The 25,011-nt window shown below is 72.7% G+C and carries 24 protein-coding genes; 22 read left to right on the forward strand and 2 right to left on the reverse strand.

The genetic code is table 11. From position 1 onward, the window contains the following. Window positions 1-19 precede the first annotated feature (19 nt). Complete coding sequence (gene ftsY / locus ACFVU3_RS02020; RefSeq protein ID WP_390062823.1) at window positions 20-1,246, forward strand: signal recognition particle-docking protein FtsY; 1,227 nt, start codon at window positions 20-22, stop codon at window positions 1,244-1,246. Window positions 1,247-1,311: 65 nt separating this feature from the next. Here the strand turns inward: ftsY and ACFVU3_RS02025 are convergent, their stop codons facing one another. Next, entirely contained in the window at window positions 1,312-1,965 is a 654-nt protein-coding gene (locus ACFVU3_RS02025; protein ID WP_390062825.1) for a bifunctional DNA primase/polymerase, read from the reverse strand. Between the two features lie 438 nt (window positions 1,966-2,403). Between ACFVU3_RS02025 and ACFVU3_RS02030 the strand changes: the two genes are divergently transcribed. The 6 genes from ACFVU3_RS02030 to ftsH all read left to right on the forward strand — a co-directional run bounded on the left by ACFVU3_RS02030 (window position 2,404) and on the right by ftsH (window position 12,290). Beyond that, a complete protein-coding gene (locus tag ACFVU3_RS02030) occupies window positions 2,404-3,879 on the forward strand; it encodes a hypothetical protein (protein ID WP_390062827.1) in 1,476 nt (491 codons plus the stop codon). 355 nt (window positions 3,880-4,234) lie between these two features. Next, entirely contained in the window at window positions 4,235-5,581 is a 1,347-nt protein-coding gene (locus ACFVU3_RS02035) for an ammonium transporter (RefSeq protein ID WP_390062828.1), read from the forward strand. Beyond that, on the forward strand, window positions 5,578-5,916 hold the full coding sequence (locus tag ACFVU3_RS02040; RefSeq protein WP_015036464.1) for a P-II family nitrogen regulator: 339 nt from the start codon (window positions 5,578-5,580) through the stop codon (window positions 5,914-5,916). The genes ACFVU3_RS02035 and ACFVU3_RS02040 overlap by 4 nt, the downstream gene beginning before the upstream one ends. Window positions 5,917-6,050: 134 nt before the next feature. Next, complete coding sequence (locus ACFVU3_RS02045; protein ID WP_390062830.1) at window positions 6,051-8,534, forward strand: [protein-PII] uridylyltransferase; 2,484 nt, start codon at window positions 6,051-6,053, stop codon at window positions 8,532-8,534. A gap of 102 nt (window positions 8,535-8,636) precedes the next feature. Further along, window positions 8,637-10,190 carry a signal recognition particle protein gene (gene ffh, locus ACFVU3_RS02050; protein WP_390062832.1) on the forward strand — a complete coding sequence of 518 codons (1,554 nt, stop codon included), beginning with the start codon at window positions 8,637-8,639 and terminating at the stop codon, window positions 10,188-10,190. 141 nt (window positions 10,191-10,331) lie between these two features. After that, window positions 10,332-12,290 carry an ATP-dependent zinc metalloprotease FtsH gene (ftsH, locus tag ACFVU3_RS02055; RefSeq protein WP_390062833.1) on the forward strand — a complete coding sequence of 653 codons (1,959 nt, stop codon included), beginning with the start codon at window positions 10,332-10,334 and terminating at the stop codon, window positions 12,288-12,290. 78 nt (window positions 12,291-12,368) lie between these two features. Here ftsH and ACFVU3_RS02060 read toward each other — a convergent pair whose 3' ends face one another. Further along, the gene (locus tag ACFVU3_RS02060; RefSeq protein WP_390062835.1) at window positions 12,369-13,094 is read right to left on the reverse strand and encodes a class I SAM-dependent methyltransferase; all 726 of its coding nucleotides are present in this window, start codon (window positions 13,092-13,094) and stop codon (window positions 12,369-12,371) included. 341 nt (window positions 13,095-13,435) lie between these two features. Here ACFVU3_RS02060 and ACFVU3_RS02065 point away from each other — a divergent pair, with 341 nt between their 5' ends. The 15 genes from ACFVU3_RS02065 (at window position 13,436) to dprA (ending at window position 24,798) form a co-directional block, all read left to right on the forward strand. After that, entirely contained in the window at window positions 13,436-14,029 is a 594-nt protein-coding gene (locus ACFVU3_RS02065; RefSeq protein WP_390062837.1) for a hypothetical protein, read from the forward strand. 154 nt (window positions 14,030-14,183) lie between these two features. After that, the gene (gene rpsP / locus ACFVU3_RS02070; protein ID WP_390062839.1) at window positions 14,184-14,621 is read left to right on the forward strand and encodes a 30S ribosomal protein S16; all 438 of its coding nucleotides are present in this window, start codon (window positions 14,184-14,186) and stop codon (window positions 14,619-14,621) included. Window positions 14,622-14,623: 2 nt separating this feature from the next. Beyond that, a complete protein-coding gene (locus ACFVU3_RS02075; protein ID WP_005311361.1) occupies window positions 14,624-14,863 on the forward strand; it encodes an RNA-binding protein in 240 nt (79 codons plus the stop codon). A gap of 77 nt (window positions 14,864-14,940) precedes the next feature. Then, entirely contained in the window at window positions 14,941-15,510 is a 570-nt protein-coding gene (rimM, locus tag ACFVU3_RS02080; RefSeq protein ID WP_390062840.1) for a ribosome maturation factor RimM, read from the forward strand. Further along, complete coding sequence (gene trmD, locus ACFVU3_RS02085; RefSeq protein WP_390062841.1) at window positions 15,507-16,328, forward strand: tRNA (guanosine(37)-N1)-methyltransferase TrmD; 822 nt, start codon at window positions 15,507-15,509, stop codon at window positions 16,326-16,328. The genes rimM and trmD overlap by 4 nt, the downstream gene beginning before the upstream one ends. A gap of 127 nt (window positions 16,329-16,455) precedes the next feature. Then, complete coding sequence (gene rplS / locus ACFVU3_RS02090) at window positions 16,456-16,806, forward strand: 50S ribosomal protein L19 (RefSeq protein ID WP_043229374.1); 351 nt, start codon at window positions 16,456-16,458, stop codon at window positions 16,804-16,806. A gap of 69 nt (window positions 16,807-16,875) precedes the next feature. Continuing rightward, window positions 16,876-17,802, forward strand: coding sequence for a signal peptidase I (gene lepB / locus ACFVU3_RS02095; RefSeq protein WP_390062842.1), 927 nt, complete (start codon window positions 16,876-16,878; stop codon window positions 17,800-17,802). After that, window positions 17,795-18,802 carry a signal peptidase I gene (gene lepB, locus ACFVU3_RS02100; RefSeq protein WP_390062844.1) on the forward strand — a complete coding sequence of 336 codons (1,008 nt, stop codon included), beginning with the start codon at window positions 17,795-17,797 and terminating at the stop codon, window positions 18,800-18,802. Before lepB (ACFVU3_RS02095) ends, lepB (ACFVU3_RS02100) begins: the two co-directional genes overlap by 8 nt. Continuing rightward, window positions 18,738-19,670 (forward strand): signal peptidase I, encoded by a 933-nt coding sequence (gene lepB, locus ACFVU3_RS02105; protein ID WP_390062845.1) that lies wholly within the window; start codon window positions 18,738-18,740, stop codon window positions 19,668-19,670. Before lepB (ACFVU3_RS02100) ends, lepB (ACFVU3_RS02105) begins: the two co-directional genes overlap by 65 nt. A 53-nt stretch (window positions 19,671-19,723) precedes the next feature. Next, entirely contained in the window at window positions 19,724-20,479 is a 756-nt protein-coding gene (gene lepB / locus ACFVU3_RS02110) for a signal peptidase I (RefSeq protein WP_390062846.1), read from the forward strand. Window positions 20,480-20,631: 152 nt separating this feature from the next. Continuing rightward, a complete protein-coding gene (locus ACFVU3_RS02115) occupies window positions 20,632-21,186 on the forward strand; it encodes an NUDIX hydrolase (protein ID WP_390063013.1) in 555 nt (184 codons plus the stop codon). 29 nt (window positions 21,187-21,215) lie between these two features. Beyond that, a complete protein-coding gene (locus tag ACFVU3_RS02120; protein ID WP_005311352.1) occupies window positions 21,216-21,524 on the forward strand; it encodes a DUF2469 domain-containing protein in 309 nt (102 codons plus the stop codon). 114 nt (window positions 21,525-21,638) lie between these two features. Further along, window positions 21,639-22,004, forward strand: a complete 366-nt coding sequence (locus tag ACFVU3_RS02125; protein ID WP_390062847.1) for a YraN family protein — start codon at window positions 21,639-21,641, stop codon at window positions 22,002-22,004. After that, the gene (locus ACFVU3_RS02130; RefSeq protein ID WP_390062849.1) at window positions 22,004-23,617 is read left to right on the forward strand and encodes a YifB family Mg chelatase-like AAA ATPase; all 1,614 of its coding nucleotides are present in this window, start codon (window positions 22,004-22,006) and stop codon (window positions 23,615-23,617) included. The genes ACFVU3_RS02125 and ACFVU3_RS02130 overlap by 1 nt, the downstream gene beginning before the upstream one ends. Continuing rightward, window positions 23,614-24,798 (forward strand): DNA-processing protein DprA, encoded by a 1,185-nt coding sequence (dprA, locus tag ACFVU3_RS02135; protein WP_390062851.1) that lies wholly within the window; start codon window positions 23,614-23,616, stop codon window positions 24,796-24,798. The genes ACFVU3_RS02130 and dprA overlap by 4 nt, the downstream gene beginning before the upstream one ends. Window positions 24,799-25,011 lie beyond the last annotated feature (213 nt).

Consider the following 25,011-nt stretch of genomic DNA (forward strand, 5'->3'; position numbering starts at 1 on the left):
GGCCGATACTGGAGCGGTTATGGAACTCATCCTTGCTGTAGTCATCGCTCTGGTCGTCGCGGTCGCCGTGACCAGCGGGCTCGTGATCAGCGGTCGCAAGAAGAAGCAGCTGCCGCCGGCCGAGCCGCCGTCCACCACGCCGACCATCACCGCTCCGCCCGCCGAGCCGCACGTCGGCGACGAGGCTGAGACACCGCGGGAAGAACCACGCCGCACCGTCGAGGAGGTCGGCCTCCCGACCGCCGAGGAGGCGGTCGAGACCCCCGCCGCCGTCGAGGACCCGGTCGTCGCCGAGGCGCCCCCGGCGCCCGAGGTCGAGGTCCCCGAGCCCACCGCCGGACGCCTCGTCCGCCTCCGGGCCCGCCTCGCCCGCTCCCAGAACTCGCTGGGCAAGGGCCTGCTGACCCTGCTCTCCCGCGAGCACCTCGACGAGGACACCTGGGAGGAGGTCGAGGAGACCCTCCTCACCGCCGACGTCGGCGTCGCCCCCACCCAGGAGCTGGTCGAGCGGCTGCGCGAGCGCGTCAAGGTGCTCGGCACCCGCACCCCCGAGGAACTGCGCGGCCTCCTCCGCGAGGAGCTGATCGCCCTCCTCGGCGACTACGACCGCACCGTCCACACCGAGAGCCCCGAGGACGTCCCCGGCGTCGTCATGGTCGTCGGCGTCAACGGCACCGGCAAGACCACCACCACCGGCAAGCTCGCCCGCGTCCTGGTCGCCGACGGCAGGTCCGTCGTCCTCGGCGCCGCCGACACCTTCCGCGCCGCCGCCGCCGACCAGCTCCAGACCTGGGGCGACCGCGTCGGTGCCCGCACCGTCCGCGGTCCCGAGGGCGGCGACCCGGCCTCGATCGCGTACGACGCGGTCAAGGAGGGCATCGCCGAGAAGGCCGACGTCGTCCTCGTCGACACCGCCGGCCGCCTGCACACCAAGACCGGCCTCATGGACGAGCTCGGCAAGGTCAAGCGCGTCGTCGAGAAGCACGGCCCGCTCGACGAGATCCTCCTCGTCCTCGACGCCACCACCGGCCAGAACGGCCTCATCCAGGCCCGCGTCTTCGCCGAGGTCGTCGACATCACCGGCATCGTGCTGACCAAGCTCGACGGCACCGCCAAGGGCGGCATCGTCGTCGCCGTCCAGCGCGAGCTCGGCGTCCCCGTCAAGCTCGTCGGCCTCGGCGAGGGCCCGGACGACCTCGCCCCCTTCGAGCCCGCCGCCTTCGTCGACGCCCTCATCGGCGACTGACCCCGCGACGGCACAGGAAAGGGCCCCCGCCGACCACGGCGGGGGCCCTTCGCGTACGCCACGGGTCAGCCGTGCGTCCGATGGCACATGTACGCCAGCGTGCCGAGCAGCAGCCGCAGCTGCGGCGGCGCCCCCGCCGTGTCCAGCGTCGGCGGCCGCAGCCAGCGCACCGGACCCAGCCCGCCCAGGTTCGACGGGGGAGCGGTGATGTGGCTGCCCGGCTCCGGACAGTGCAGGTCCAGGTCCGCGTCGTCCCAGCCCATCCGGTACAGCAGCCGCGGCAGCTCCGCCGCCGCGCCCGGCGCGACGAAGAACTGCGCCCGTCCGGTCGGCGTCGCGCAGACCGGCCCCAGCGGCAGCCCCATCCGCTCCATCCGGACCAGCGCCCGCCGGCCCGCCGCCTCGGCCACCTCGATCACGTCGAAGGCGCGGCCCACCGGCAGCAGCAGCGACGCCCCCGGGTGCTCCGACCACGCCTTGGCCGCGTCGTCGAGCCCCGCGCCCGCCGGGACGGGCGCGGCGAAGGAGAGAGGATGCGCGCCCGGAGCCGCGCAGGCCCGGTCGCCGCAGGAGCACTGGCCGGAGACGGCCCGCGCGCCGGGCTGGACGTCCCAGCCCCAGAGTCCGGTGTATTCGGCCACCGCTGTGCACTCGGTGGTGCGTGCGCGGCGGCGTGAGCCGGACCGCATCTCACGAATGCCGCCGATCGTGAAGCCCATGCCCCCTCCAACGGGTCGGACGCGCCGGTGGTTACGACCCGGAACACCAGTGTCACGCACGGTGACGCCGCGCCCGGGATCGGTCGCCCAGGGTGGCGCTCGGACGTGAGGGGGGTGGTGCGCACGGTGGCGCGCGCCTCATCGCGCTCCCGTCCGCCGACTCCGGCTCGTCGCATGTCAAGTGAATCGTGTGGAGCGCCCGGCGAGTTCATTCGAAGGGGTGGCGAATGGTGGCGTTTCTTGTCACGACCTCACGGCAGGGGTGATCGTAGGATTACTTTCGGTACCCGAACCCCGGAGGGGCGTGCGCGGGTGGGTATGCCGGAGGCAACCCGGTTTCCCGTCCCAAGGAGTCCGAACACCGAGCGGAGCGCCGCCGGACGCGGCATTCTGATAGGGGTTCGCACGACAGGCAATCAGGTGGATGGGGGCGTTCCAGTGGGCGGCAGCGGCACAGACGGTACGAATGCCGGCAAGCGCCCCAACGAGCGGCTCGGCTCGTGGTTCGTGCGCAGCGGCTGGTCCAAGGGCGAGCTCGCCCGCCAAGTCAACCGCAGGGCACGCCAGATGGGCGCCCACCACATCTCCACCGACACCTCCCGGGTCCGCCGCTGGCTCGACGGCGAACAGCCCCGCGAACCCATCCCGAGAATCCTCTCCGAGCTGTTCTCCGAGCGCTTCGGCTCCGTCGTCGCCGTCGAGGACCTCGGACTGCGCACCGCCCACCAGACGCCCTCCGTCTCCGGCGTCGACCTCCCCTGGGCGGGACCGCAGACCGTCTCCCTGCTCAGCGAGTTCTCCCGCAGCGACCTCATGCTCGCCCGGCGCGGCTTCCTCGGCTCCTCGCTCCAGCTCGCCGCCGGCCCCGCCCTCATCGAGCCCATGCAGCGCTGGCTGGTGCCCACCCCCGCCGGCGAGCCCGGCGCCGGCGAGCCCGCACCCGACGGCCGCCGACCCCACCGGCTCTCCGAGATCGAGCTCGACCTCCTCGAGTCCACCACCGCCATGTTCCGCAAGTGGGACGCCCAGTGCGGCGGCGGACTGCGCCGCAAGGCCGTCGTCGGCCAGCTCCACGAGGTCACCGACCTCCTCCAGGAGCCCCAGCCGGCCCCCACCGCCAAGCGCCTCTTCACCGTCGCCGCCGAACTCGCCGAACTCGCCGGGTGGATGAGCTACGACGTGGGCCTCCAGCCCACCGCCCAGAAGTACTTCGTCCTCGCCCTGCACGCCGCCAAGGAGGCCGGCGACAAGCCGCTCGGCTCGTACATCCTCTCCTCCATGAGCCGGCAGATGATCCACCTCGGCCGCCCCGACGACGCCCTCGAACTCATCCATCTGGCCCAGTACGGCAGTCGGGACTGCGCCACCCCCCGCACCCAGGCCATGCTGTATGCGATGGAGGCCCGCGCCTACGCCAACATGGGCCAGCCCTCCAAGTGCAAGCGGGCCGTCCGGATGGCCGAGGACACCTTCTCCGACGCCGACCTCGAAGGCGGCCCCGAGCCCGACTGGATCCGCTTCTTCACCGAGGCCGAGCTCAACGGCGAGAACTCCCACTCCTACCGCGACCTCGCCTACGTCGCCGGACGCTCCCCGACCTACGCCTCCCTCGCCGAACCCGTCATGGAGCGGGCCGTCGAGCTCTTCGAGAAGGACCCCGACCACCAGCGGTCGTACGCCCTCAACCTCATCGGCATGGCCACGGTCCACCTGCTCAAACGCGAGCCCGAGCAGTCCGTCGTCCTCGCCGAGAAGGCCCTCGGGGTCGCCCGCTCCATCCGCTCCGAGCGGGTCAACAACCGCCTCCGCAAGACCGTCGACACGGCCGCCCGCGACTTCGGCGACGTCGCCGAAGTCGTCGACCTCACCGACCGGCTCACCCTGCTCCTGCCCGAGTCCGCCGAGGCCGTCTGACCCTCCCGCAGGCTCCCGAGAGCCCTCGCACCCCGGCCGCGCCGGACGTCCCGTACTGCCCGATTCGGCTCCCCCGCCGCACAGGACACACGGACGCCGGCGCGGCCGGTCCACGTCCCGGCCCCCTCCGCGCCCGCCAGGCCGGCCGGGAGAGTACGCCCGTTACCTCCCCGTGACCCGGGCGTTCACGGTCACGTAACACGCCCCCGTCCTTCGTCACTGCCCCGAAACATCGAGCGGCATCGTCGGAAACCGCGCTGCGCGAATCTCTGGCCCATAACCGGCCACCCCTCAGGCCGCCGCTCACCGCCGGCCCCGCCCCGCACAGGCCGCATCCGACGACGAGGAGACGCCGATGGCACCAGCCATCACGACCCTGGCAGCAGACGCCCCCGAGCTGTCCGCCGCCAACACCGGGTTCATGCTCATCTGCTCCGCCCTGGTCATGCTGATGACCCCGGCCCTCGCCTTCTTCTACGGAGGCATGGTCCGCGTCAAGTCCACCCTCAACATGCTGATGATGAGCTTCATCAGCCTCGGGATCGTCACGGTCCTCTGGGTGCTCTACGGCTTCAGCGTCGCCTTCGGCACCGACACCGGCGGCATCGTCGGCTGGTCCTCCGACTACCTCGGCCTCAGCGGCATCGGCGTCACCGAGCTGTGGGACGGCTACACCATCCCGGTGTACGTCTTCGCCGTCTTCCAGCTCATGTTCGCCATCCTCACCCCCGCCCTGATCAGCGGCGCCCTCGCCGACCGGGTCAAGTTCACCGCCTGGGCCCTCTTCATCACCCTCTGGGTCACGGTCGTCTACTTCCCCGTCGCCCACTGGGTCTGGGGCGCCGGCGGCTGGCTCTTCGAGATGGGCGTCATCGACTTCGCCGGCGGCACCGCGGTCCACATCAACGCCGGCGCCGCGGCCCTCGGCGTCATCCTCGTCATCGGCAAGCGCGTCGGCTTCAAGAAGGACCCGATGCGCCCGCACAGCCTCCCGCTCGTCATGCTCGGCGCCGGCCTCCTCTGGTTCGGCTGGTTCGGCTTCAACGCCGGCTCGTGGCTCGGCAACGACGACGGCGTCGGCGCCGTCATGTTCGTCAACACCCAGGTCGCCACCGGCGCCGCCATGCTCGCCTGGCTCGCCTACGAGAAGCTCCGCCACGGCTCCTTCACCACCCTCGGCGCCGCCTCCGGCGCCGTCGCCGGCCTCGTCGCCATCACCCCCGCCGGCGGCTCCTGCTCCCCGCTCGGCGCCATCGCCATCGGTGCCATCGCCGGCCTCGTCTGCGCCATGGCCGTCGGCCTCAAGTACAAGTTCGGCTACGACGACTCCCTCGACGTCGTCGGCGTCCACCTCGTCGGCGGCGTCATCGGCTCCCTCCTCGTCGGCTTCTTCGCCACCGGCGGCGTCCAGTCCGACGCCAAGGGCCTCTTCTACGGCGGCGGCCTGGAGCAGCTCGGCAAGCAGGCCGTCGGCGTCTTCGCCGTCCTCGCCTACTCCCTGATCGCCTCCGCCGTCCTGGCCCTGATCATCGACAAGACCATGGGCATGCGGGTCAGCGAGGACGACGAGGTCTCCGGCATCGACCAGATCGAGCACGCCGAGACCGCGTACGACTTCAGCGGAGCCGGCGGCGGCACCTCCGGGCGCACCACCGCCCCCTCCGCCCCGGCCGTCACGGAGAACAAGAAGGTGGACGCATGAAGCTCATCACCGCGGTCGTGAAGCCGCACCGGCTCGACGAGATCAAGGAGGCCCTCCAGGCGTTCGGGGTCCACGGCCTCACCGTCACCGAGGCCAGCGGATACGGACGCCAGCGCGGCCACACCGAGGTCTACCGCGGCGCCGAGTACACCGTCGACCTCGTCCCCAAGATCCGCATCGAGGTCCTCGTCGAGGACGAGGACGCCGAACAGCTCATCGACGTCGTCGTGAAGGCCGCCCGCACCGGCAAGATCGGTGACGGAAAGGTCTGGAGCGTCCCGGTCGAGACCGCCGTCCGCGTCCGCACGGGCGAGCGCGGGCCCGACGCGCTCTAGGAGCAGCACCCCAGGGGGTACGGCTCATCAGGACACGGCTCCCGCAGGGGTACGGCCTCCGGCCCCGGAGGCCGTACCCCTGACGCCGTACCCCCGCCCCACCCCCGCCGCCCCGCAGAGCGAAGGAGCCGCCGGTGACCACCCTCGAACCGCAGGACGCGACCGAAGCACAGGGATCCGGCTACGCGGCGGCCCGGCTGCTCCTCCTCCAGGAGAAGGAGCGGACCGGGCCCTCCCGGCGTACCGCCCTCGCCCGCCTCACCGACGACTGGCTGGCCACCCTCTTCGCCGCCGCCGCACCCCCCAAGGGCGTCGCCCTCGTCGCCGTCGGCGGCTACGGCCGCGCCGAGCTCTCCCCGCGCAGCGACCTCGACCTCCTCCTGCTCCACGACGGCAGCGCCCCCAAGGAGACCGTCGCCGCCCTCGCCGACCGCCTCTGGTACCCCGTCTGGGACCTCGGGATCGCCCTCGACCACTCGGTCCGCACCCCCGCCCAGGCCCGCGCCACCGCCGCCGAGGACCTCAAGGTCCAGCTCGGCCTCCTCGACGCCCGGCCGCTCGCCGGCGACACCGCCCTCGCCGCCTCCCTGCGCTCCACCGTCCTCGCCGACTGGCGCAACCAGGCCGTCCGCCGCCTCCCCGAGCTCGCCGAGCTCTGCCGCGACCGCGCCGACCGCGCCGGCGAACTCCGCTTCCTCCTCGAACCCGACCTCAAGGAGGCCCGTGGCGGCCTCCGCGACGCCCAGGCCCTCCGCGCCGTCGCCGCCTCCTGGCTCGCCGACGCCCCCCGCGACGGCCTCGACACCGCCCGCCGCCGCCTCCTCGACGCCCGCGACGCCCTCCACCTCGCCACCGGCCGCGCCACCGACCGCCTCGCCCTCCAGGAACAGGACGCCGTCGCCCAGGAACTCGGCCTCCTCGACGCCGACACCCTGCTCCGCGAGGTCTACGAGGCCGCCGGCATCGTCACGTACGCCTCCGACGTCACCTGGCGCGAGGTCGGCCGCGTCCTCAAGGCCCGCTCCGCCCGGCCCCGGCTCCGCGGCCTCCTCGGCGGCCGGACCGGCCCGAAGACGCCCGTCGAACGCACCCCGCTCGCCGACGGCGTCGTCGAGATGGACGGCGAGGCCGTCCTCGCCCGCTCCGCCCTCCCCCAGGCGCTCGGCCTCGCTCGAACGGGGGGGACCCCCATCGACCGCGACCCCGTCCTCCCGCTGCGCGCCGCCGCCGCGGCCGCCCAGCACGGCCTGCCGCTCTCCCCGCACGCCGTACGCCACCTCGCCGCCACCGCCAAGGCCCTGCCCGTCCCCTGGCCCGCCGAGGCCCGCGAGGCCCTCGTCACCCTCCTCGGCGCCGGCTCCTCCGCCGTCCCCGTCTGGGAGGCCCTGGAGGCCGAGGGGATCGTCACCCGCCTCCTGCCCGACTGGGAACGCGTCCGCCACCGCCCCCAGCGCAACCCCGTCCACACCTGGACCGTCGACCGGCACCTCGTCGAGACCGCCGTCCGGGCCGCCTCCCTCGCCCGCCGCGTCGGCCGCCCCGACCTCCTCCTCGTCGCCGCCCTCCTCCACGACATCGGCAAGGGCTGGCCCGGCGACCACTCCGTCGTCGGCGAGACCATCGCCCGCGACCTCGCCGCCCGCATGGGCTTCGACCGCACCGACACCGCCACCGTCGCCACCGTCGTCCGCCACCACCTCCTCCTCGTCGACACCGCCACCCGCCGCGACCTCGACGACCCCGCCACCGTCCAGGCCGTCGCCGCCGCCGTCGGCACCGTCGGCACCCTCGAGATCCTCCACGCCCTCACCGAGGCCGACGCCCTCGCCACCGGACCCGCCGCCTGGTCCGCCTGGCGCGCCTCCCTCGTCGCCGACCTCGTCAAACGCGTCACCGGCGTCCTCGCGGGCGAGCCCCTGCCCGACCCCGAGGCCGCCGCCCCCAGCGCCGAACAGGAACGGCTCGCCGTCGAGGCGCTGCGCACCGGCGAACCCGTCCTCGCCCTCCACACCCGCGACGAACAGCCCCTCGACCCCGACGAGCCCGAACCCATCGGCGTCGAACTCGTCATCGCCCTCCCCGACCAGCCCGGCGTCCTGCCCGCCGTCGCCGGCGTCCTCGCCCTCCACCGCCTCACCGTCCGCGCCGCCGACCTGCGCGCCGTGGACCTCCCCACCGGACTCGGCACCGGCTCGGTCCTCGTCCTCGACTGGCGGGTCGCCGCCGAGTACGGCTCCCTGCCCCAGGGCCACCGGCTCCGCGCCGACCTGCTGCGCGCCCTCGACGGCTCCCTCGACATCCCCGCCCGCCTCGCCGAGCGCGAGGCCGCCTACCCGCGCCGCCGAGGCGTCCAGGCCCCGCCGCCCCGGGTCACCGTCGCCCCCGCCGAATCACGCCTCGCCACCGTCCTGGAGGTCCGCGCCCAGGACGCCCCGGGCCTGCTCCACCGGATCGGCCGCGCCCTGGAGGGAGCGGCGGTACGGGTCCGCAGCGCCCACGTCTCCACCCTCGGCGCCAACGCCGTCGACACCCTGTACGTGACCCGCCCCGACGGCTCCCTCCTCCCCGACGAGGAGGCGATCGACCTCGCCCGGACACTGGAGGAGGCGCTGGGGTGAGCGGGGCCTCGCCGGCCAATCCGACCGGCGAGGACAGTGCCCGCCCGGCTCCGGATACCCTGGGTGGCGACCATCCGCCCCGACCCGAGGATCGCGACCACCGTGTTCGATACGCTTTCCGACCGCCTCAGCGCGACTTTCAAGTCCCTCCGGGGCAAAGGCCGCCTCTCCGAGCAGGACATCGACAGCGCGGCCCGGGAAATCCGTATCGCCCTCCTCGAGGCCGACGTCGCCCTGCCCGTCGTCCGCGCGTTCATCAAGAACGTCAAGGAGCGGGCCCTCGGCGCCGAGGTCTCCAAGGCGCTGAACCCCTCGCAGCAGGTCATCAAGATCGTCAACGACGAGCTGGTCGCCATCCTCGGCGGCGAGACCCGCCGGCTGCGGTTCGCCAAGACCGCGCCCACCGTGATCATGCTCGCCGGTCTCCAGGGTGCCGGTAAGACCACCCTCGCCGGAAAGCTCGGCCTCTGGCTGAAGAGCCAGGGCCACTCGCCGCTGCTCGTCGCCTGCGACCTCCAGCGCCCCAACGCCGTCAACCAGCTCTCGGTCGTCGCCGACCGCGCCGGCGTCGCCTTCTACGGCCCGCAGCCCGGCAACGGCGTCGGCGACCCGGTCCAGGTCGCCAAGGACTCGATCGAGTACGCGCGCTCCAAGGTCTTCGACGTCGTCGTCGTCGACACCGCCGGCCGCCTCGGCATCGACCAGGAGCTGATGCAGCAGGCCGCGGACATCCGTGACGCCGTCAGCCCCGACGAGATCCTCTTCGTCGTCGACGCCATGATCGGTCAGGACGCGGTCAACACCGCCGAGGCGTTCCGCGACGGCGTCGGCTTCGACGGCGTCGTGCTCTCCAAGCTCGACGGCGACGCCCGCGGTGGTGCCGCGCTCTCCATCGCGCACGTCACCGGCAAGCAGATCATGTTCGCCTCCAACGGCGAGAAGCTGGACGACTTCGACGCGTTCCACCCGGACCGCATGGCGTCCCGCATCCTCGGCATGGGCGACATGATGTCGCTCATCGAGAAGGCCCAGCAGACCTTCGACGAGGAAGAGGCCGCCAAGATGGCCTCGAAGCTCGCGTCGAAGAAGGGCCAGGACTTCACCCTGGACGACTTCCTCGCCCAGATGGAGCAGGTCCGCAAGATGGGCTCCATCTCGAAGCTCCTCGGCATGCTGCCCGGCATGGGTCAGATGAAGGAGCAGATCGCCAACATCGACGAGCGGGACGTGGACCGTACCGCCGCCATCATCAAGTCGATGACCCCGGCCGAGCGCCAGGACCCGACCCTGATCAACGGCTCCCGCCGCGCCCGTATCGCCAAGGGTTCCGGCGTCGAGGTCAGCGCCGTGAAGGGCCTGGTCGAGCGGTTCTTCGAGGCCCGCAAGATGATGTCCCGCATGGCTCAGGGCGGCGGCCTGCCCGGCATGCCCGGCATCCCGGGCATGGGCGGCGGCCCCGGCCGGCAGAAGAAGCAGATCAAGCAGGCCAAGGGCAAGCGCAAGAGCGGCAACCCGATGAAGCGGAAGGCCGACGAGCAGGCCGCCCAGCAGAAGCGGGAGCAGGCCCAGCAGGGCGGCGCCTTCGGCCTGCCGGGCGCCGGCCAGGGGCCGCAGGACTTCGAGCTGCCGGACGAGTTCAAGAAGTTCATGGGCTGACGTTCCGAGGACGCCCGAGAGAAGGGGCCCGAGGCGGTGCGAAACCGTCCCGGGCCCCTTCTCGTCCACCCGGGCCACCCGGAATGCCGCTTTCGTCGCGATCTTCGATACTGAGGCCACTGCCGCCCCGAGGAGAGCGACGTGGCCAACCCCGTACCCCCGCGCGACCGGACCGACCAGCCCTGGCGCTCGGAAGGGGCGCCGCCGCCCCCGCCGCCGAAGAAGAAGATGCCGGGAGGCTGGGGCGGTCTCATCCTCACCGCGCTCGCCGTCTACCTCATCGCCAACCTCGTGCTCTCCTTCTTCAACGGGGGCGACGGGCCGACGATCTCGTACACCGAGTTCAGCAAGCAGGTCGCCGCCGGGAACGTCACCAAGATCTACTCCAAGGGCGACGCCATCCAGGGCCAGCTGAAGGACAAGCAGCCGGTGCCCGACGGCAAGGGCGACTACACCAAGTTCCAGACCCAGCGGCCCGCCTTCGCCGACGACGACCTGTGGGCACAGCTCACCCGGCAGAAGGTCACCGTCACCGCGGAGCCCGTGGTGCAGGAACGGTCCTTCCTCGCCAACCTCCTCCTCTCCCTCGCCCCGATGCTCCTCCTCGTCCTCCTCTGGGTCTTCATCGCCCGGCGGATGAGCGCCGGCATGGGCGGCGCCGGCGGCATGCTCGGCCGCAAGCAGCCGCCCAAGCCGGTCGAGCTGGAGGGCGGCAAGCGCACCACCTTCGCCGACGTGGCGGGCATCGACGAGGTGGAGGGCGAGCTCAACGACGTCGTCGACTTCCTCAGGAACCCGCAGGCATACCGAGACATGGGCGCCAGGATGCCCCGCGGCGTCCTCCTCGCCGGCCCTCCCGGCACCGGCAAGACCCTCCTCGCCCGGGCGGTCGCCGGCGAGGCCGGGGTGCCGTTCTTCTCCGCCTCCGCCTCCGAGTTCATCGAGATGATCGTCGGCGTCGGCGCCTCCCGCGTCCGCGAACTCTTCGCCGAGGCCCGCAAGGTCGCCCCCGCGATCATCTTCATCGACGAGATCGACACCATCGGCCGCGCCCGCGGGGGCGGCTCCGGCATGGGCGGCCACGACGAGCGCGAGCAGACGCTCAACCAGATCCTCACCGAGATGGACGGCTTCACCGGCTCCGAGGGCGTCATCGTCCTCGCCGCCACCAACCGCGCCGACGTCCTCGACCCCGCCCTCACCCGCCCCGGCCGCTTCGACCGGATCGTCCACGTCAACCCGCCCGACCGCGGCGGCCGCGAGGCCATCCTCAAGATCCACACCCGGCAGATCCCGCTCTCCAAGGACGTCGACCTGGAACAGGTCGCCCGCACCACCCCCGGCATGACCGGCGCCGAACTCGCCAACCTCGCCAACGAGGCCGCCCTCCTCGCCGTCAAGCGCGAGCAGAAGGCCGTCACCCAGTCAGACCTCTCCGACGCCCTGGAGAAGGTCCAGCTCGGCGCCGAGCGCCCCCTCGTCATGCCCGAGGAGGAACGCCGCCGCACCGCGTACCACGAGAGCGGACACGCGCTGCTCGGCATGCTCCAGCCCGGCGCCGACCCCGTCCGCAAGATCACCATCGTGCCGCGCGGCCGCGCCCTCGGCGTCACCCTCTCCACCCCCGATTCCGACAAGTACGCCTACACCGAGGAGTACCTGCGCGGCCGGATCATCGGCGCCCTCGGCGGCATGGCGGCGGAGCAGGTCGTCTTCGGCGTCATCACCACCGGCGCCGAGAGCGACCTCGAACAGGTCACCAACATCGCCCGAGGCATGGTCGGCCGCTGGGGCATGAGCGAGACCGTCGGCCGGCTCACCGCCATCCCCAGCGACGCCCAGCAGGCGTACGGGCTCTCCGCCGCCCCCGCGACCCTCGACACCGTCGACGCCGAGATGCGCCGGATCGTCGACGAGTGCTACGGCGACGCCGTACGGCTCCTCCGTGAGCACCGCGACAAGCTGGACGCCCTCAGCGCCGCCCTCCTCGCCGGCGAGACCCTGGAGGAGGAGGCGGCCTACCGGGCCGCCGGCATCGAACGGCCCAACCCGAACGCCCCGGAGCCGGGCGTCGGCCCCAACCCGGAACGGCCGGCCTGAGCCCGGAGCGGTCGGCCTGAGCCCGGGGTCCGGGACCTCGGATCCCCGACCCCGGACCCTTCGTCCGTACCGCGCGGGCTACGGCATGCGCGCGACCACGTACCGGAAGACGTTCGGCATCCACACCGTGCCGTCCGGGCGCCGGTACGGGGTCAGAGCCTCCTCGATCTCCTTCTCCACCTGCGCGGGGTCGGTGGCCCGGGCCGCCGCGTCGAAGGCGCCGGTGGAGAGCAGCCCGCGGACCGCGCTGGCCTCGTCGGCGTACCCGAAGGGGCAGGAGACCCGCCCGGAGCCGACCGGACGCAGTCCGGCACGGACGGCGAGGGCGCCGAGGTCGGTACGGGGGGAGGGGCGCCGGTCCGCGAGCCGGTCCGCGAGCCGCAGCAGCGGCTCCGTCGCACAGCGTTCCGGCGGCCCCCAGCCCGCCAGCACGACCGCGGAGCCCGGTTGGGCCGACCGGGTGAGGTCGGCCGGCCCGAAGCCGGTGCGGTCGGCCGCGTGGAAGGCGGTGATCACGTCGTACGGGCCGTCGGCGGGCACCTCCGAGGCGACCGTCACGCCCTCGGGGAGACGGGTTCTGGCCAGCTCCACGCGCGTGTGGTCCCGTTCCGCCCCGGTGGCCGACGCGCCCCGGGCCGCCGCCATCAGCAGGGCGAGGCCGGTGCCGCAGTCCAGGCCGAGGAGGCGGGTGCCCGGGCCCACGCCGAGACGTTCGTAGGCCGCCTCGTAGAGCGGGACGAGCATCCGCTCCTGGATCTCGGCCCAGTCGCGCGCGGGGTGGTGCGGGACGAGCGTAGGTGTCATCGATCAGGCCCCATTCCGTGCCGGACGAAAGCCCCCCGTAGCCAGGGAACTGCGCTTCGCGTCCGGCGTCCAGTGCTCGGGCCGGACGACTCCGGACGAGTTCGGGCCGGGCCCGCGGACGCACGCCCCCGGGAGAGGGGGGCCGGTGCCCGAACTCGGGCACCGGCCCGGTAACGTCCCCTCCCACACCGCTCCGGCGCGCGTGACACGACCGCGCGCCGGGGCGTATGCGCCGCTGTGCACCAGCTGTGGACGCCTGGGTACCGACTGACGGGTACGTGCAAAATATTTGAGTTGCCCCGGAATGGAACCCGGAGGGGATCCGGCTCGTTGTACCCGACGTGAGCACGACACCACCTGTTCTCGCCGCAGAGCTGGCGCAGGCGTGGGCCGACATTCAGCGGTACCACCCCGAGCTGCCGGACCTCGCCGCGCCCGAGTCCCTGATCGGAGAGTCCTCGTCCGCCTGCGGCGCCGAACTCTCCTTCGAGCGACTGCTCCACGAGGCAGTCCACGGCATCGCCGCCGCCCGGGGTGTCCGTGACACCTCCCGCGCCGGCCGCTACCACAACCGCAGATTCCTCGCGATCGCCGAGGAGATGGGCCTCGACCATCCCGAGGAGCCGCACGCCAGCAGCGGCTTCTCCCTGGTCACGCTCAACCCCGAGGCGAAGCGGCGCTACCGGCCCACCATCGAGCGGCTCCAGCGGGCCCTCAAGGCCCACACCGTCGCCACGGCCGCCGACACCAAGCGCTCCTTCCGCGGACCGGCCGCCCGGCACGGATCCTCGGGCGGCGGCGTCCGCGTCAAGGCCGTCTGCGACTGCGGGCGCAACGTCCGCGTGGTGCCCTCGGTGCTCGCCCAGGCCCCGATCGTCTGCGGCGGCTGCGGCAAGCCCTTCCGGATCCCGGAGACGGTGGGCGCCGCCGGCTGACCTGGCGGCGTGTGGCACAATGGTCAGCTGTACTCGACAGTCGCACAGGACCCCTCTCTCCTCCGGCTGACGCGTCCATCGGGCACCCGAGTACCGCAACCCCACGTGGCATCTCAAGTGCCCCACCACGTCAAGACCAGGAGACACCACTCCAGTGGCAGTCAAGATCAAGCTCAAGCGCCTCGGCAAGATTCGCCAGCCGCACTACCGCATCGTCGTCGCCGACTCGCGCACCCGCCGTGACGGCCGCGCGATCGAGGAGATCGGCCTCTACCACCCGACGTACAACCCGTCGCGTATCGAGGTCGACTCCGAGCGTGCGCAGTACTGGCTCTCCGTCGGCGCCCAGCCGACCGAGCCCGTCCTCGCCATCCTGAAGCTCACCGGCGACTGGCAGAAGCACAAGGGCCTTCCCGCCCCGGAGAAGCCGCTGCTCGCCCCGGCGACCAAGGAAGAGAAGCGCGCTTCCTTCGACGAGTTCGCCAAGGCCCTCGAGGGCGCTGAGGACAAGGGCGAGGCCATCACCCCGAAGGCCAAGAAGGCGAAGGCGGACGAGGCCGAGGCCGAGTCCACCGAGTCCACCGAGGCCTGATCATGCTCGAGGAGGCTCTCGAGCACCTCGTGAAGGGCATCGTCGACAACCCCGACGACGTGCAGGTCGCCTCGCGCAACCTGCGCCGCGGCCGCGTACTCGAGGTCCGGGTCCACCCCGACGACCTCGGCAAGGTGATCGGCCGCAACGGCCGCACCGCGCGTGCGCTGCGTACCGTCGTGGGCGCCATCGGCGGTCGTGGCATCCGCGTCGACCTCGTCGACGTGGACCAGGTCCGCTGAAAGTTTGACACCGGCACGGGCCGGGGAGGGCAGACCGCCCACCCCGGCCCGTTGCCGTACGACAGGAGAGTTCACCAGTGCAGTTGGTAGTCGCGCGGATCGGCCGCGCCCACGGGATCAAGGGCGACGTCACCGTGGAGGTGCGCACCGACGAGCCCGAGCTGCGGCTCGGCCCCGGCGCCGTCCTGCTCACCGACCCGGCCTCCGCCGGACCGCTGACCATCGAGTCCGGCAAGGTGCACAGCGGCCGGCTGCTGCTCCGCTTCGAGGGCGTCCGCGACCGCAACGCCGCCGAGGCGCTCCGCAACACCCTCCTCATCGCCGAGATCGACCCCGAGGAACTGCCCGAGGAGGAGGACGAGTACTACGACCACCAGCTCGTCGACCTCGACGTGGTCCTCGCCGACGGCACCCTCGTCGGCGCGATCACCGAGATCTCCCACCTGCCCTCGCAGGACCTGTTCATCGTCGAGCGCCCCGACGGCACCGAGCTGATGATCCCGTTCGTCGAGCAGATCGTCACCGAGATCGACCTGGAGAACCAGCGGGCCGTCATCGACCCGCCGCCCGGCCTCATCGACGACCGCGCCGAGATCGCCTCCGCCCGCGACGCCGAGGAGACGGACGAGAAGGACGACGACGCATGAGGCTCGACGTCGTCACGATCTTCCCCGAGTACCTCGAACCGCTGAACGTCTCCCTCGTCGGCAAGGCCCGCGCCCGCGGACAGCTCGACGTCCACGTCCACGACCTGCGGCAGTGGACGTACGACCGGCACAACACCGTCGACGACACCCCGTACGGCGGCGGCCCCGGCATGGTCATGAAGACCGACCCCTGGGGCGACGCCCTCGACCAGACCCTCGCCGACGGCTACGAGACCGGCGCCCACGGCCCCGTCCTCGTCGTCCCCACCCCCAGCGGCCGCCCCTTCACCCAGGAACTCGCCGTCGAGCTCTCCGAGCGGCCCTGGCTGATCTTCACGCCCGCCCGCTACGAGGGCATCGACCGCCGGGTCATGGACGAGTACGCCACCCGCGTGCCGGTCTACGAGGTCTCCATCGGCGACTACGTGCTCGCCGGCGGCGAGGCCGCCGTCCTCGTGATCACCGAGGCCGTCGCCCGCCTCCTCCCCGGTGTCCTCGGCAACGCCGAGTCCCACCGCGACGACTCCTTCGCCCCCGGCGCCATGGCCAACCTGCTCGAAGGCCCCGTCTACACCAAGCCCCCCGAGTGGCGCGGCCGCGAGATCCCCGAGGTGCTGCTCAGCGGCCACCACGGCAAGATCGCCCGCTGGCGCCGCGACGAGGCGTTCCGGCGCACCACCGCCAACCGGCCCGACCTCATCGAGCGCTGCGACCCCGCCGCCTTCGACAAGAAGGACCGCGAGACCCTCTCGATCCTCGGCTGGGCCCCCGAGCCCGGCGGCCGATTTTGGCGCAGGGTCGAGGGCGTGGAAGAATAGGCGACTGCCGTCCGTCCGGCGCGCGCCCCTGCCACAGGGGGAGCCGCCCGCCAACGACCGGACGGCACTCCCATGATTCGTACGTCACCGCTGATGGCCTGTGGCATCGGCGAGGAAAGAGACCTCCATGGCCTCCCTGCTCGACCAGGTGAACGCGGCTTCCCTCCGCTCCGACCTGCCCGCCTTCCGTCCCGGCGACACCGTGAACGTCCACGTGCGCGTCATCGAGGGCAACCGCTCCCGTATCCAGCAGTTCAAGGGCGTCGTCATCCGCCGCCAGGGCTCCGGCGTCTCCGAGACCTTCACCGTCCGCAAGGTCTCGTTCTCCGTCGGCGTCGAGCGCACCTTCCCGGTGAACAGCCCGATCTTCGAGAAGATCGAGGTCGTGACCCGCGGTGACGTCCGTCGCGCCAAGCTCTACTACCTCCGTGAGCTCCGCGGCAAGGCCGCGAAGATCAAGGAGAAGCGCGACCGCTGAGCCCCGGCTCACCGCTCGCGCGGCGCTTCACACTCCTCGTACAGGCGGGCCGGATAGGCTCACCCCCCGATGGACACCGAAGCACAGCACACGGAGCGCGACCCCTCGTCCCCGGCGGATCCCCCACCGGATCCCGCCGCGGACGACGGGTCGCGCTCCGTGCGCGTTTCCGGGGCGCCCGCGCCCCCGGACGACGCACCCGCACCACCGTCCGGCGCGTCCCCGGGCCCGGACCGCACCCCCGGCGACGCCGCTGACGAGGCTCCCGGCGCCGACGCCGCCGGCGACTCCGCGGGGCGCGCCCCCTCCTGGCGCAGGACGGGCCTCACCGGCGCCGCCTGCGTGGTCTTCCTGCTGCTCGTCAGCCACTTCGTCGCCCAGCCCTTCCTGATCCCCAGCGGCTCCATGGAGCCCACCCTCCAGGTCGGGGACCGGATCCTGGTCAACAAACTGGCGTACCGTTTCGGCAGCGAGCCGCGCCGCGGTGACGTCGTGGTCTTCGACGGCACCGGATCCTTCGTCCAGGAGGAGCCGGCGGGCAATCCCGTCACCGGCCTGCTGCACGACGCCGCGGCCGCTCTCGGGCTCGCCGCCCCCGACGAGACCGACTTCGTGAAGCGCGTCGTCGGCGTCGGCGGCGACCGGGTCGTCTGCTGCGACAGGAACGGCCGGATCACCGTCAACGGCACCCGTGTCGAGGAGCCGTACCTCACCCTCGGCGACCGGCCCTCCGACGTGCCCTTCGACATCGTCGTCCCCCCGGGCACCCTCTGGGTGATGGGCGACCACCGCAGCCAGTCCAGCGACTCCCGCGACCACCTCGGCAGCCCCGGCGGCGGCATGGTCCCCGTCGACAAGGTCGTCGGCCGCGCCGACTGGATCGTCTGGCCCGTCGGCCGCTGGACCACCGTGACCGAGACCGACGCGTACGACTCCGTACCGGCCCCGCCCGACGGCGGGCACACCGTCGGGCCGCGGGGGAGCGGACATGGGTAGCCGCGGTATCCGTGCGGGCGCCGAACCGGGCACCCAGGGGTCACCGCCCGGCCGCGCCGAGCGCCGCCGGCTCGCCCGCAAGGTCAAACGGCGCCGGCAGCGCTCCGCGCTCCGCGAGATCCCCATCCTCGTCGGCGTCGCGGTGCTGATCGCGCTCGTCCTCAAGACCTTCCTGGTCCAGGCGTTCGTCATCCCCTCCGGCTCCATGGAGCAGACGATCCGGATCGACGACCGCGTGCTCGTCGACAAGCTCACCCCGTGGTTCGGCTCGAAGCCCCAGCGCGGCGACGTCGTCGTCTTCAAGGACCCCGGCGACTGGCTCCACCAGGAGACCGCCCCCGCCACCGAGGACCCCATCGGGATCAAGCAGGTCAAGCAGGCCCTGACCTTCATCGGCCTGATGCCCTCCGCCGACGACCGGGACCTCATCAAGCGCGTGATCGCGGTCGGCGGCGACACCGTCCGCTGCTGCGGCAAGGACGGCCGGATCACCGTCAACGGCGTGCCGCTGGACGAGCCGTACCTCAACCCCGGCGACAAGCCGTCCGCGATCCCCTTCGAGGTGAAGGTCCCCGCGGGGCGCGTCTTCGTCCTCGGCGACCACCGCTCCGACTCCGCCGATTCGCGCTACCACCTGGACGAACCGGGCCGGGGCACCATCGCCGAGGAGCAGATCGTGGGCCGCGCGGTGGTGATCGCCTGGCCGTTCGGCCACTGGCGGGGCCTGGAGGAGCGCGAGACCTTCGCCGCGGTGCCGGACGCGCGTACGACCACCGAGACCGCGCTCGGTCTGTCGCATAGTGTGTCCTCGCGGAACGTGAACGGAATGCCATGGCCGCCGACCCCCGCGGAACTCCTGCTCGTTATGGGAGTAGTGGGCCTGTCCCTGAACCGGGACGGGCGGTTGCACCGAGTGAGGAGTGGATGTGGGGGAAGTGGCCGTCGGCGCACGTTCCGGATACGACGGGCCCGAGGACAGGGCCGACGGGGCCAGAGGTGAGAGCGTGACGGAAGAGAACACCAGCGGCGACGGTGCGTCGTCCGGCGGCGAGCCGGACCACACCGACGAGAACGGCGCCAGGCCCAGGAAGCAGCGTTCCTTCTGGAAGGAACTGCCGCTCCTCATCGGCATCGCGCTGATCCTCGCGCTGCTGATCAAGACCTTCCTGGTGCAGGCGTTCTCGATTCCGTCGGAATCGATGATGAACACCCTGAAGAAGGGCGACCGGGTCCTCGTCGACAAGCTGACGCCCTGGTTCGGCTCCGAGCCCGAGCGCGGCGAGGTCGTCGTCTTCCACGACCCGGGCGGCTGGCTGGAGACCGCGGAGACGCCCAAGCCCAACGCGATCCAGAAGTTCCTCAGCTTCATCGGCCTCATGCCGTCCGCCGAGGAGAAGGACCTCATCAAGCGGGTCATCGCCGTCGGCGGCGACACCGTCTCCTGCAAGGAGGGCGGCAAGGTCGTCCTCAACGGCAAGGAGCTCGACGAGACCGCCTACCTGTACCCCGGCTCCATGCCCTGCCAGGACTCCTTCGGCCCGATCAAGGTCCCCCAGGACCGCATCTGGGTCATGGGCGACAACCGGCAGAACTCGCTGGACTCCCGCTTCCACCAGGAGCTCCCCGGCGGCGGGACCATCGCCAACGACCAGGTCGTCGGCCGCGCCGTGGTCGTCGCCTGGCCCGTCACCCGCTGGGCGACCCTCCCCGTCCCCGAGGTCTTCGACCAGCCGGGTCTCAACCCGGTCGCGGCGGCCGTCCCGGTCGCGGCGGCGACCCCGGCCGCGGCGGCGGCCGGCTTCGCCGGAGCGATCCCGCTGGTCCTCTGGCGGCGCAAGAAGCGGGCCGCGCGGCATACCGCCGAGTAGCTTTCCGCGGGTAGGGTGCCGTCCCAGATCGTCCACGGACCTCTGGGGTGCACATGAGCGGGACCACCAAGAAGCGTGACGGCCACGGCCGGCTCGGCAGCGTGCTGTCGGGGCTGGCCGTGGCCGTCGGCTGTCTGCTCTTCCTCGGCGGCTTCGCCGGCGCGGCACTGCTCTACCGGCCGTACACCGTGCCCACCGGCTCCATGGCCCCCACCTTCGAGGGGGGCTCCAAGCTCCTCGCCCAGCGCGTCGACGGCGACGAGATCCGGCGCGGCGACGTCGTCGTCTTCAAGGACCCGCTGTGGGGAGACGCGACCATGGTCAAGCGGGTCGTCGCCGTCGGCGGGGACACCGTCGCCTGCTGCGGCGACGACGGCCGCCTCACCGTCAACGGCACCCCCATCGAAGAACCGTATCTGCGGCCCGGACCCGACGGCACCGTCCGCGCCTCCACCGAGGACTTCAACGCCACCGTCCCCGAGGACAGCCTCTTCCTCCTCGGCGACGACCGCGCCTCCTCCCTCGACTCCCGCACCCACCTGGAGGACGCCGCCCAGGGCTCCGTGCCCCGCTCCACCGTCGTCGCCCGCGTCGACGCCGTCGCCTGGCCCCTCTCCGGCGGACGCGTGGAACGCCCCGCTTCCTTCGCCGCCCTCCCCGGCGGCACCTCCACCCCCGGCCCCCTCACCCCGCTCCTGACCGCCATCGCAACCGGCGCCGCCCTCATCTTCGCCGGAGCCGCCTACGGGCCGCTGGCCAACCGGCTGGGAGCGCGGAGGAAGCCCGCGGGCGAGAAGGTGAAGGCATGACGGACGGAACGGACTCCGCTACGGGGACGGGCGCGGGCTCCTCCAACGGCGGCGGTACGGGGACGGACGCGGGCTCCTCCAACGGCGGCGGTACGGGGACGGGCGCGGGCTCCTCCATCGGCGGCGGTACGGGCTCCGCCGCCGGCGACGCCCTGCCCGACGGCCGTACCCCCGGCCACGACGCGACGCCCACCGAAGTACGGCAGGTCGCCCGGATCATCCTGCTCGACCCCGACGACCGCGTCCTCCTCATGCACGGCCACGAACCCGACGACCCCTCCGACACCTGGTGGTTCACCCCCGGCGGCGGCCTGGAGGGCGACGAGACCCGCGAACAGGCCGCCCTCCGCGAACTCGCCGAGGAGACCGGCCTCACCGACGTCGAACTCGGCCCCGTCCTCTGGCAGCGCCGCTGCTCCTTCCCCTTCGCCGGCCGCCGCTGGGACCAGGACGAGTGGTACTACCTCGCCCGCACCCGCCGCACCGGCCCCGTACCCGGCCCCCAGGCCCTCACCGAACTGGAGACCCGCAGTCTCTCCGGCCTGAGATGGTGGACCTCCGCCGAACTGTCGGTGGCCCATGAGACCGTGTACCCCATCAGGCTCGCCGAGCTGCTGCGCACGCTGCTCGACGAGGGACCCCCGAGCACGCCCGTCGTACTCGCCCCGGAAATCGTCCAAGGGGCGCCCGCGACTGGCGCACAATAGGGGGACGCACGGCTGAAGGGGAACATGCCATGAGCGCCGAGGACCTCGAGAAGTACGAGACCGAGATGGAGCTGAAGCTCTACCGGGAGTACCGCGACGTCGTCGGGCTGTTCAAATACGTGATCGAGACCGAGCGGCGCTTCTACCTCACCAACGACTACGAGATGCAGGTGCACTCGGTCCAGGGCGAGGTCTTCTTCGAGGTCAGCATGGCCGACGCCTGGGTCTGGGACATGTACCGACCGGCCAGGTTCGTCAAGCAGGTCCGCGTCCTCACCTTCAAGGACGTCAACATCGAGGAGCTCAACAAGAGCGACCTCGAACTGCCCGGCAGCTGACCCCCGCTCCACTCGCCCATGTGAGTGACGCGGTTCTCCGGGACCGCCCACTCGTCCACAGCCCCGCACACGCCCAGGACCCTTCCGTCACAGTCGGTGACGGAGGTGGTCCTCATGAACGCGACCCGAGCACTCGGACGGTACGGGGAAGAACTGGCAGCCCGCCGGCTCACCCGTACCGGCCTGCACATCCTCGCCCGCAACTGGCGCTGCGGCCGCACAGGAGAGATCGACATCGTCGCCCTGCACGGCGACACCCTCGTCATCTGCGAGGTCAAGACCCGACGCATCGGCCGCTTCGAGCACCCCATGGCCGCCGTCACCGCCGAGAAAGCCGCCCGGCTCCGGCACCTCGCCCACTGCTGGCTCGACCGCACCGGCACCCCGCCACCCGCCGGCGGCGTCCGCATCGACCTCATCGGCATCGTCCTGCCCCGACGCGGCGCCCCCGTCCTCACCCACGCCCAGGGGGTGGCCTGATGGGATTCGCCCGCACCTGCTCCGTCGCCCTCGTCGGCGTCGAAGGCGTCGTCGTCGAGGTCCAGGCCGACCTCGAACCGGGCGTCGCCGCCTTCACCCTCGTCGGCCTCCCCGACAAGAGCCTCAGCGAGAGCCGCGACCGCGTCCGTGCCGCCGTCGTCAACTCCGGCGCCGAATGGCCCCAGAAGAAACTCACCGTCGGACTCAGCCCCGCCTCCGTCCCGAAGAGCGGTTCGAGCTTCGACCTCGCCGTCGCCGCGGCCGTCCTCGCCGCGGCCGAACGCATCGACCCCCGCTCCGTCGCCGACCTCGTCCTCATCGGCGAACTCGGCCTCGACGGCCGAGTCCGCCCCGTCCGCGGCATCCTCCCCGCCGTCCTCGCCGCCGCCGACGCCGGCTACCACCAGGTCGTCGTCCCCGAACAGACCGCCGGCGAGGCATCCCTCGTCCCCGGCGTCTCCGTCCTCGGCATCCGCACCCTCCGCCAGCTCATCGCCGTCCTCACCGACGAACCCGTCCCCGACGAAGACCCCATCGAACAAGGCCGGCCCGACGCCATGCTCGCCGGACTCCTCGTCCCCGGCGCCGGCATCGGCACCGGACTCGCCCCCGACCCCGGCGAAGGCCCCGACCTCGCCGACGTCGCCGGCCAGCACACCGCCCGCCGCGCCCTGGAGATCGCCGCCGCGGGCGGCCACCACCTGCTCCTCCACGGACCACCCGGCGCCGGAAAGACCATGCTCGCCGAACGACTCCCCGGCATCCTCCCGCCCCTGAACCGGCAGGAATCCCTCGAAGTCACCGCCGTCCACTCCGTCGCCGGCATCCTCCCGCCCGGCGAACCCCTCGTCCGCCGCGCCCCCTACTGCGCACCCCACCACTCCGCCACCATGCAGTCCCTCGTCGGAGGCGGAAACGGCATCCCCCGGCCCGGAGCCGTCTCCCTCGCCCACCGAGGCGTCCTCTTCCTGGACGAAGCCCCCGAGTTCTCCACGAAAGCCCTCGACGCCCTCCGCCAGCCCCTCGAATCCGGACACGTCGTCATCGCCCGCACCGCCGGCGTCGTCCGGCTCCCCGCCCGCTTCCTCCTCGCCCTCGCCGCCAACCCCTGCCCCTGCGGCCGCCACACCCTCCACGGCGCCGGCTGCGAATGCCCGCCCTCCGTCATCCGCCGCTACCAGGCCCGCCTCTCCGGCCCCCTCCTCGACCGCGTCGACCTCCGCGTCGGAGCCGAACCCGTCACCCGCGCCGACCTCCTCGGCCACGGCGGCCGAGGCGAATCCACCGCCACCGTCGCCGACCGCGTCCGCGAAGCCCGCGCCCGCACCACCGCCCGCCTCACCGGCACCCCCTGGACCCTCAACAGCGAGATCCCCGGCCACGAACTCCGCACCCGCTACCTCGCCGCCCCCGGAGCCCTCGCCCACGCCGAACGCGACATCGAACGAGGACTCCTCACCGCCCGCGGCCTCGACCGCGTCCTCCGCGTCGCCTGGACCATCGCCGACCTCGCCGGACACGACCGCCCCGGCCACGACGACATCGCCCACGCCCTCGAACTCCGCACCGGCATCACCCGAGGCGTCCCCCTCACCACCGGAGACCGCCCATGACCCCCCACCGGCCCACCCCCACCCCCGGCCCCCACCCCGACGCCGAACGCCTCGCCCGCGCCGCCCTCACCCGCATCGTCGAACCCGGCGACGAACACGCCGGCAACGCCCTGCGCACCCACGGCGCCACCGGCCTCCTCGCCCTCCTCCGCGACCCCCGCGAACCCCCGCTCCCCGGCACCCCCACCCGCCGCCTCGCCGGCTGGCGCCACCGCGCCCGCACCACCACACCCGAAGCCGACCTCGACCACATCACCCGGCTCGGCGGCCGCTTCCTCGTCCCCGGCGACCCCGACTGGCCCACCCAGCTCGACGACCTCGGCGCCGCCCGCCCCGTCGGCCTCTGGACCCGAGGCCCCGCCTCCCTCCGCACCTGGGCCCTCCGCTCCGTCGCCCTCGTCGGCGCCCGCGCCTGCACCCCCTACGGCGCCCACACCGCCGCCGACCTCGCCACCGGCCTCAGCCGCCACGGCTGGATCGTCGTCTCCGGCGCCGCCTACGGCATCGACGGCGCCGCCCACCGCGGCGCCCTCGCCGCCGGCGGAGCCACCGCCGCCGTCCTCGCCAGCGGCGTCGACACCCCCTACCCCCGAGGCCACGGCGGACTCCTCGACCGCATCGCCCACCAAGGACTCCTCATCGGCGAACTCCCACCCGGCAGCCACCCCACCCCCAGCCGCTTCATCCTCCGCAACCGCGTCATCGCCGCCCTCACCCGCGGCACCGTCGTCGTCGAAGCCCAGCACCGCAGCGGCTCCCTCGTCACCGCCCGCGCAGCCATCCGCCTCGGCCGCCACACCATGGGCGTCCCCGGCCCCGTCACCAGCGCCCTCTCCGCCGGCGTCCACGAACTCCTCCGCGACGGCGCCACCCTCGTCACCGACGCCGACGAGATCGTCGAACTCGTCGGCGCCATCGGCGACCTCGCCCCCGCCCGCCGAGGCCCCGTCCTGCCTCGCGACCTCCTCCACCCCGCCACCGCCCAGGTCCTCGAAGCCCTCCCCGCCCACCCGCCCGCCCCCACCACGGAGATCGCCCGCCGCGCCGGCACCACACCCGACGACGCCCTCGCCCGGCTGTACGAACTCCACGCCCTCGGTCACGCCGAGCGCGACGGCGACGGATGGAGGTTGACGAACAACGGCAAGCCGGTGTCGAACGCGCGGCGAGGCGGTCCTTGACCTGGCGCATTCGGGTGAAAAGGTGAAGCCGATGAGGAACCGAGTTCTCTCGGCCGCACCCGTCGGGCCGACGCGCGCCACGGCCCCGCTTCGAAGATGTGGCCGACCGTGTCCCCCCGGACCGGCGCGATCCGCTCCCGTTCGCTCACCGCGACACCGCACTCACGCTACGCTCACCAGGATTCCCCACAGGACACCCAGACCGACGCACCC

This window comes from Streptomyces sp. NPDC058052, assembly GCF_042885515.1.
Taxonomy (GTDB): Bacteria; Actinomycetota; Actinomycetes; order Streptomycetales; family Streptomycetaceae; genus Streptomyces.

Bases quoted from the DNA above. Each gene is read 5' to 3' on its own strand.
- ftsY (WP_390062823.1), top strand. From the start codon at position 20: ATGGAACTCATCCTTGCTGTAGTCATCGCTCTGGTCGTCGCGGTCGCC.
- ACFVU3_RS02025 (WP_390062825.1), bottom strand. From the start codon at position 1,965: ATGGGCTTCACGATCGGCGGCATTCGTGAGATGCGGTCCGGCTCACGC.
- ACFVU3_RS02035 (WP_390062828.1), top strand. From the start codon at position 4,235: ATGGCACCAGCCATCACGACCCTGGCAGCAGACGCCCCCGAGCTGTCC.
- ACFVU3_RS02040 (WP_015036464.1), top strand. From the start codon at position 5,578: ATGAAGCTCATCACCGCGGTCGTGAAGCCGCACCGGCTCGACGAGATC.
- ACFVU3_RS02060 (WP_390062835.1), bottom strand. From the start codon at position 13,094: ATGACACCTACGCTCGTCCCGCACCACCCCGCGCGCGACTGGGCCGAG.
- ACFVU3_RS02075 (WP_005311361.1), top strand. From the start codon at position 14,624: ATGCTCGAGGAGGCTCTCGAGCACCTCGTGAAGGGCATCGTCGACAAC.
- trmD (WP_390062841.1), top strand. From the start codon at position 15,507: ATGAGGCTCGACGTCGTCACGATCTTCCCCGAGTACCTCGAACCGCTG.
- rplS (WP_043229374.1), top strand. From the start codon at position 16,456: ATGGCCTCCCTGCTCGACCAGGTGAACGCGGCTTCCCTCCGCTCCGAC.
- lepB (WP_390062842.1), top strand. From the start codon at position 16,876: ATGGACACCGAAGCACAGCACACGGAGCGCGACCCCTCGTCCCCGGCG.
- lepB (WP_390062844.1), top strand. From the start codon at position 17,795: ATGGGTAGCCGCGGTATCCGTGCGGGCGCCGAACCGGGCACCCAGGGG.
- lepB (WP_390062846.1), top strand. From the start codon at position 19,724: ATGAGCGGGACCACCAAGAAGCGTGACGGCCACGGCCGGCTCGGCAGC.
- ACFVU3_RS02120 (WP_005311352.1), top strand. From the start codon at position 21,216: ATGAGCGCCGAGGACCTCGAGAAGTACGAGACCGAGATGGAGCTGAAG.
- ACFVU3_RS02125 (WP_390062847.1), top strand. From the start codon at position 21,639: ATGAACGCGACCCGAGCACTCGGACGGTACGGGGAAGAACTGGCAGCC.
- ACFVU3_RS02130 (WP_390062849.1), top strand. From the start codon at position 22,004: ATGGGATTCGCCCGCACCTGCTCCGTCGCCCTCGTCGGCGTCGAAGGC.
- dprA (WP_390062851.1), top strand. From the start codon at position 23,614: ATGACCCCCCACCGGCCCACCCCCACCCCCGGCCCCCACCCCGACGCC.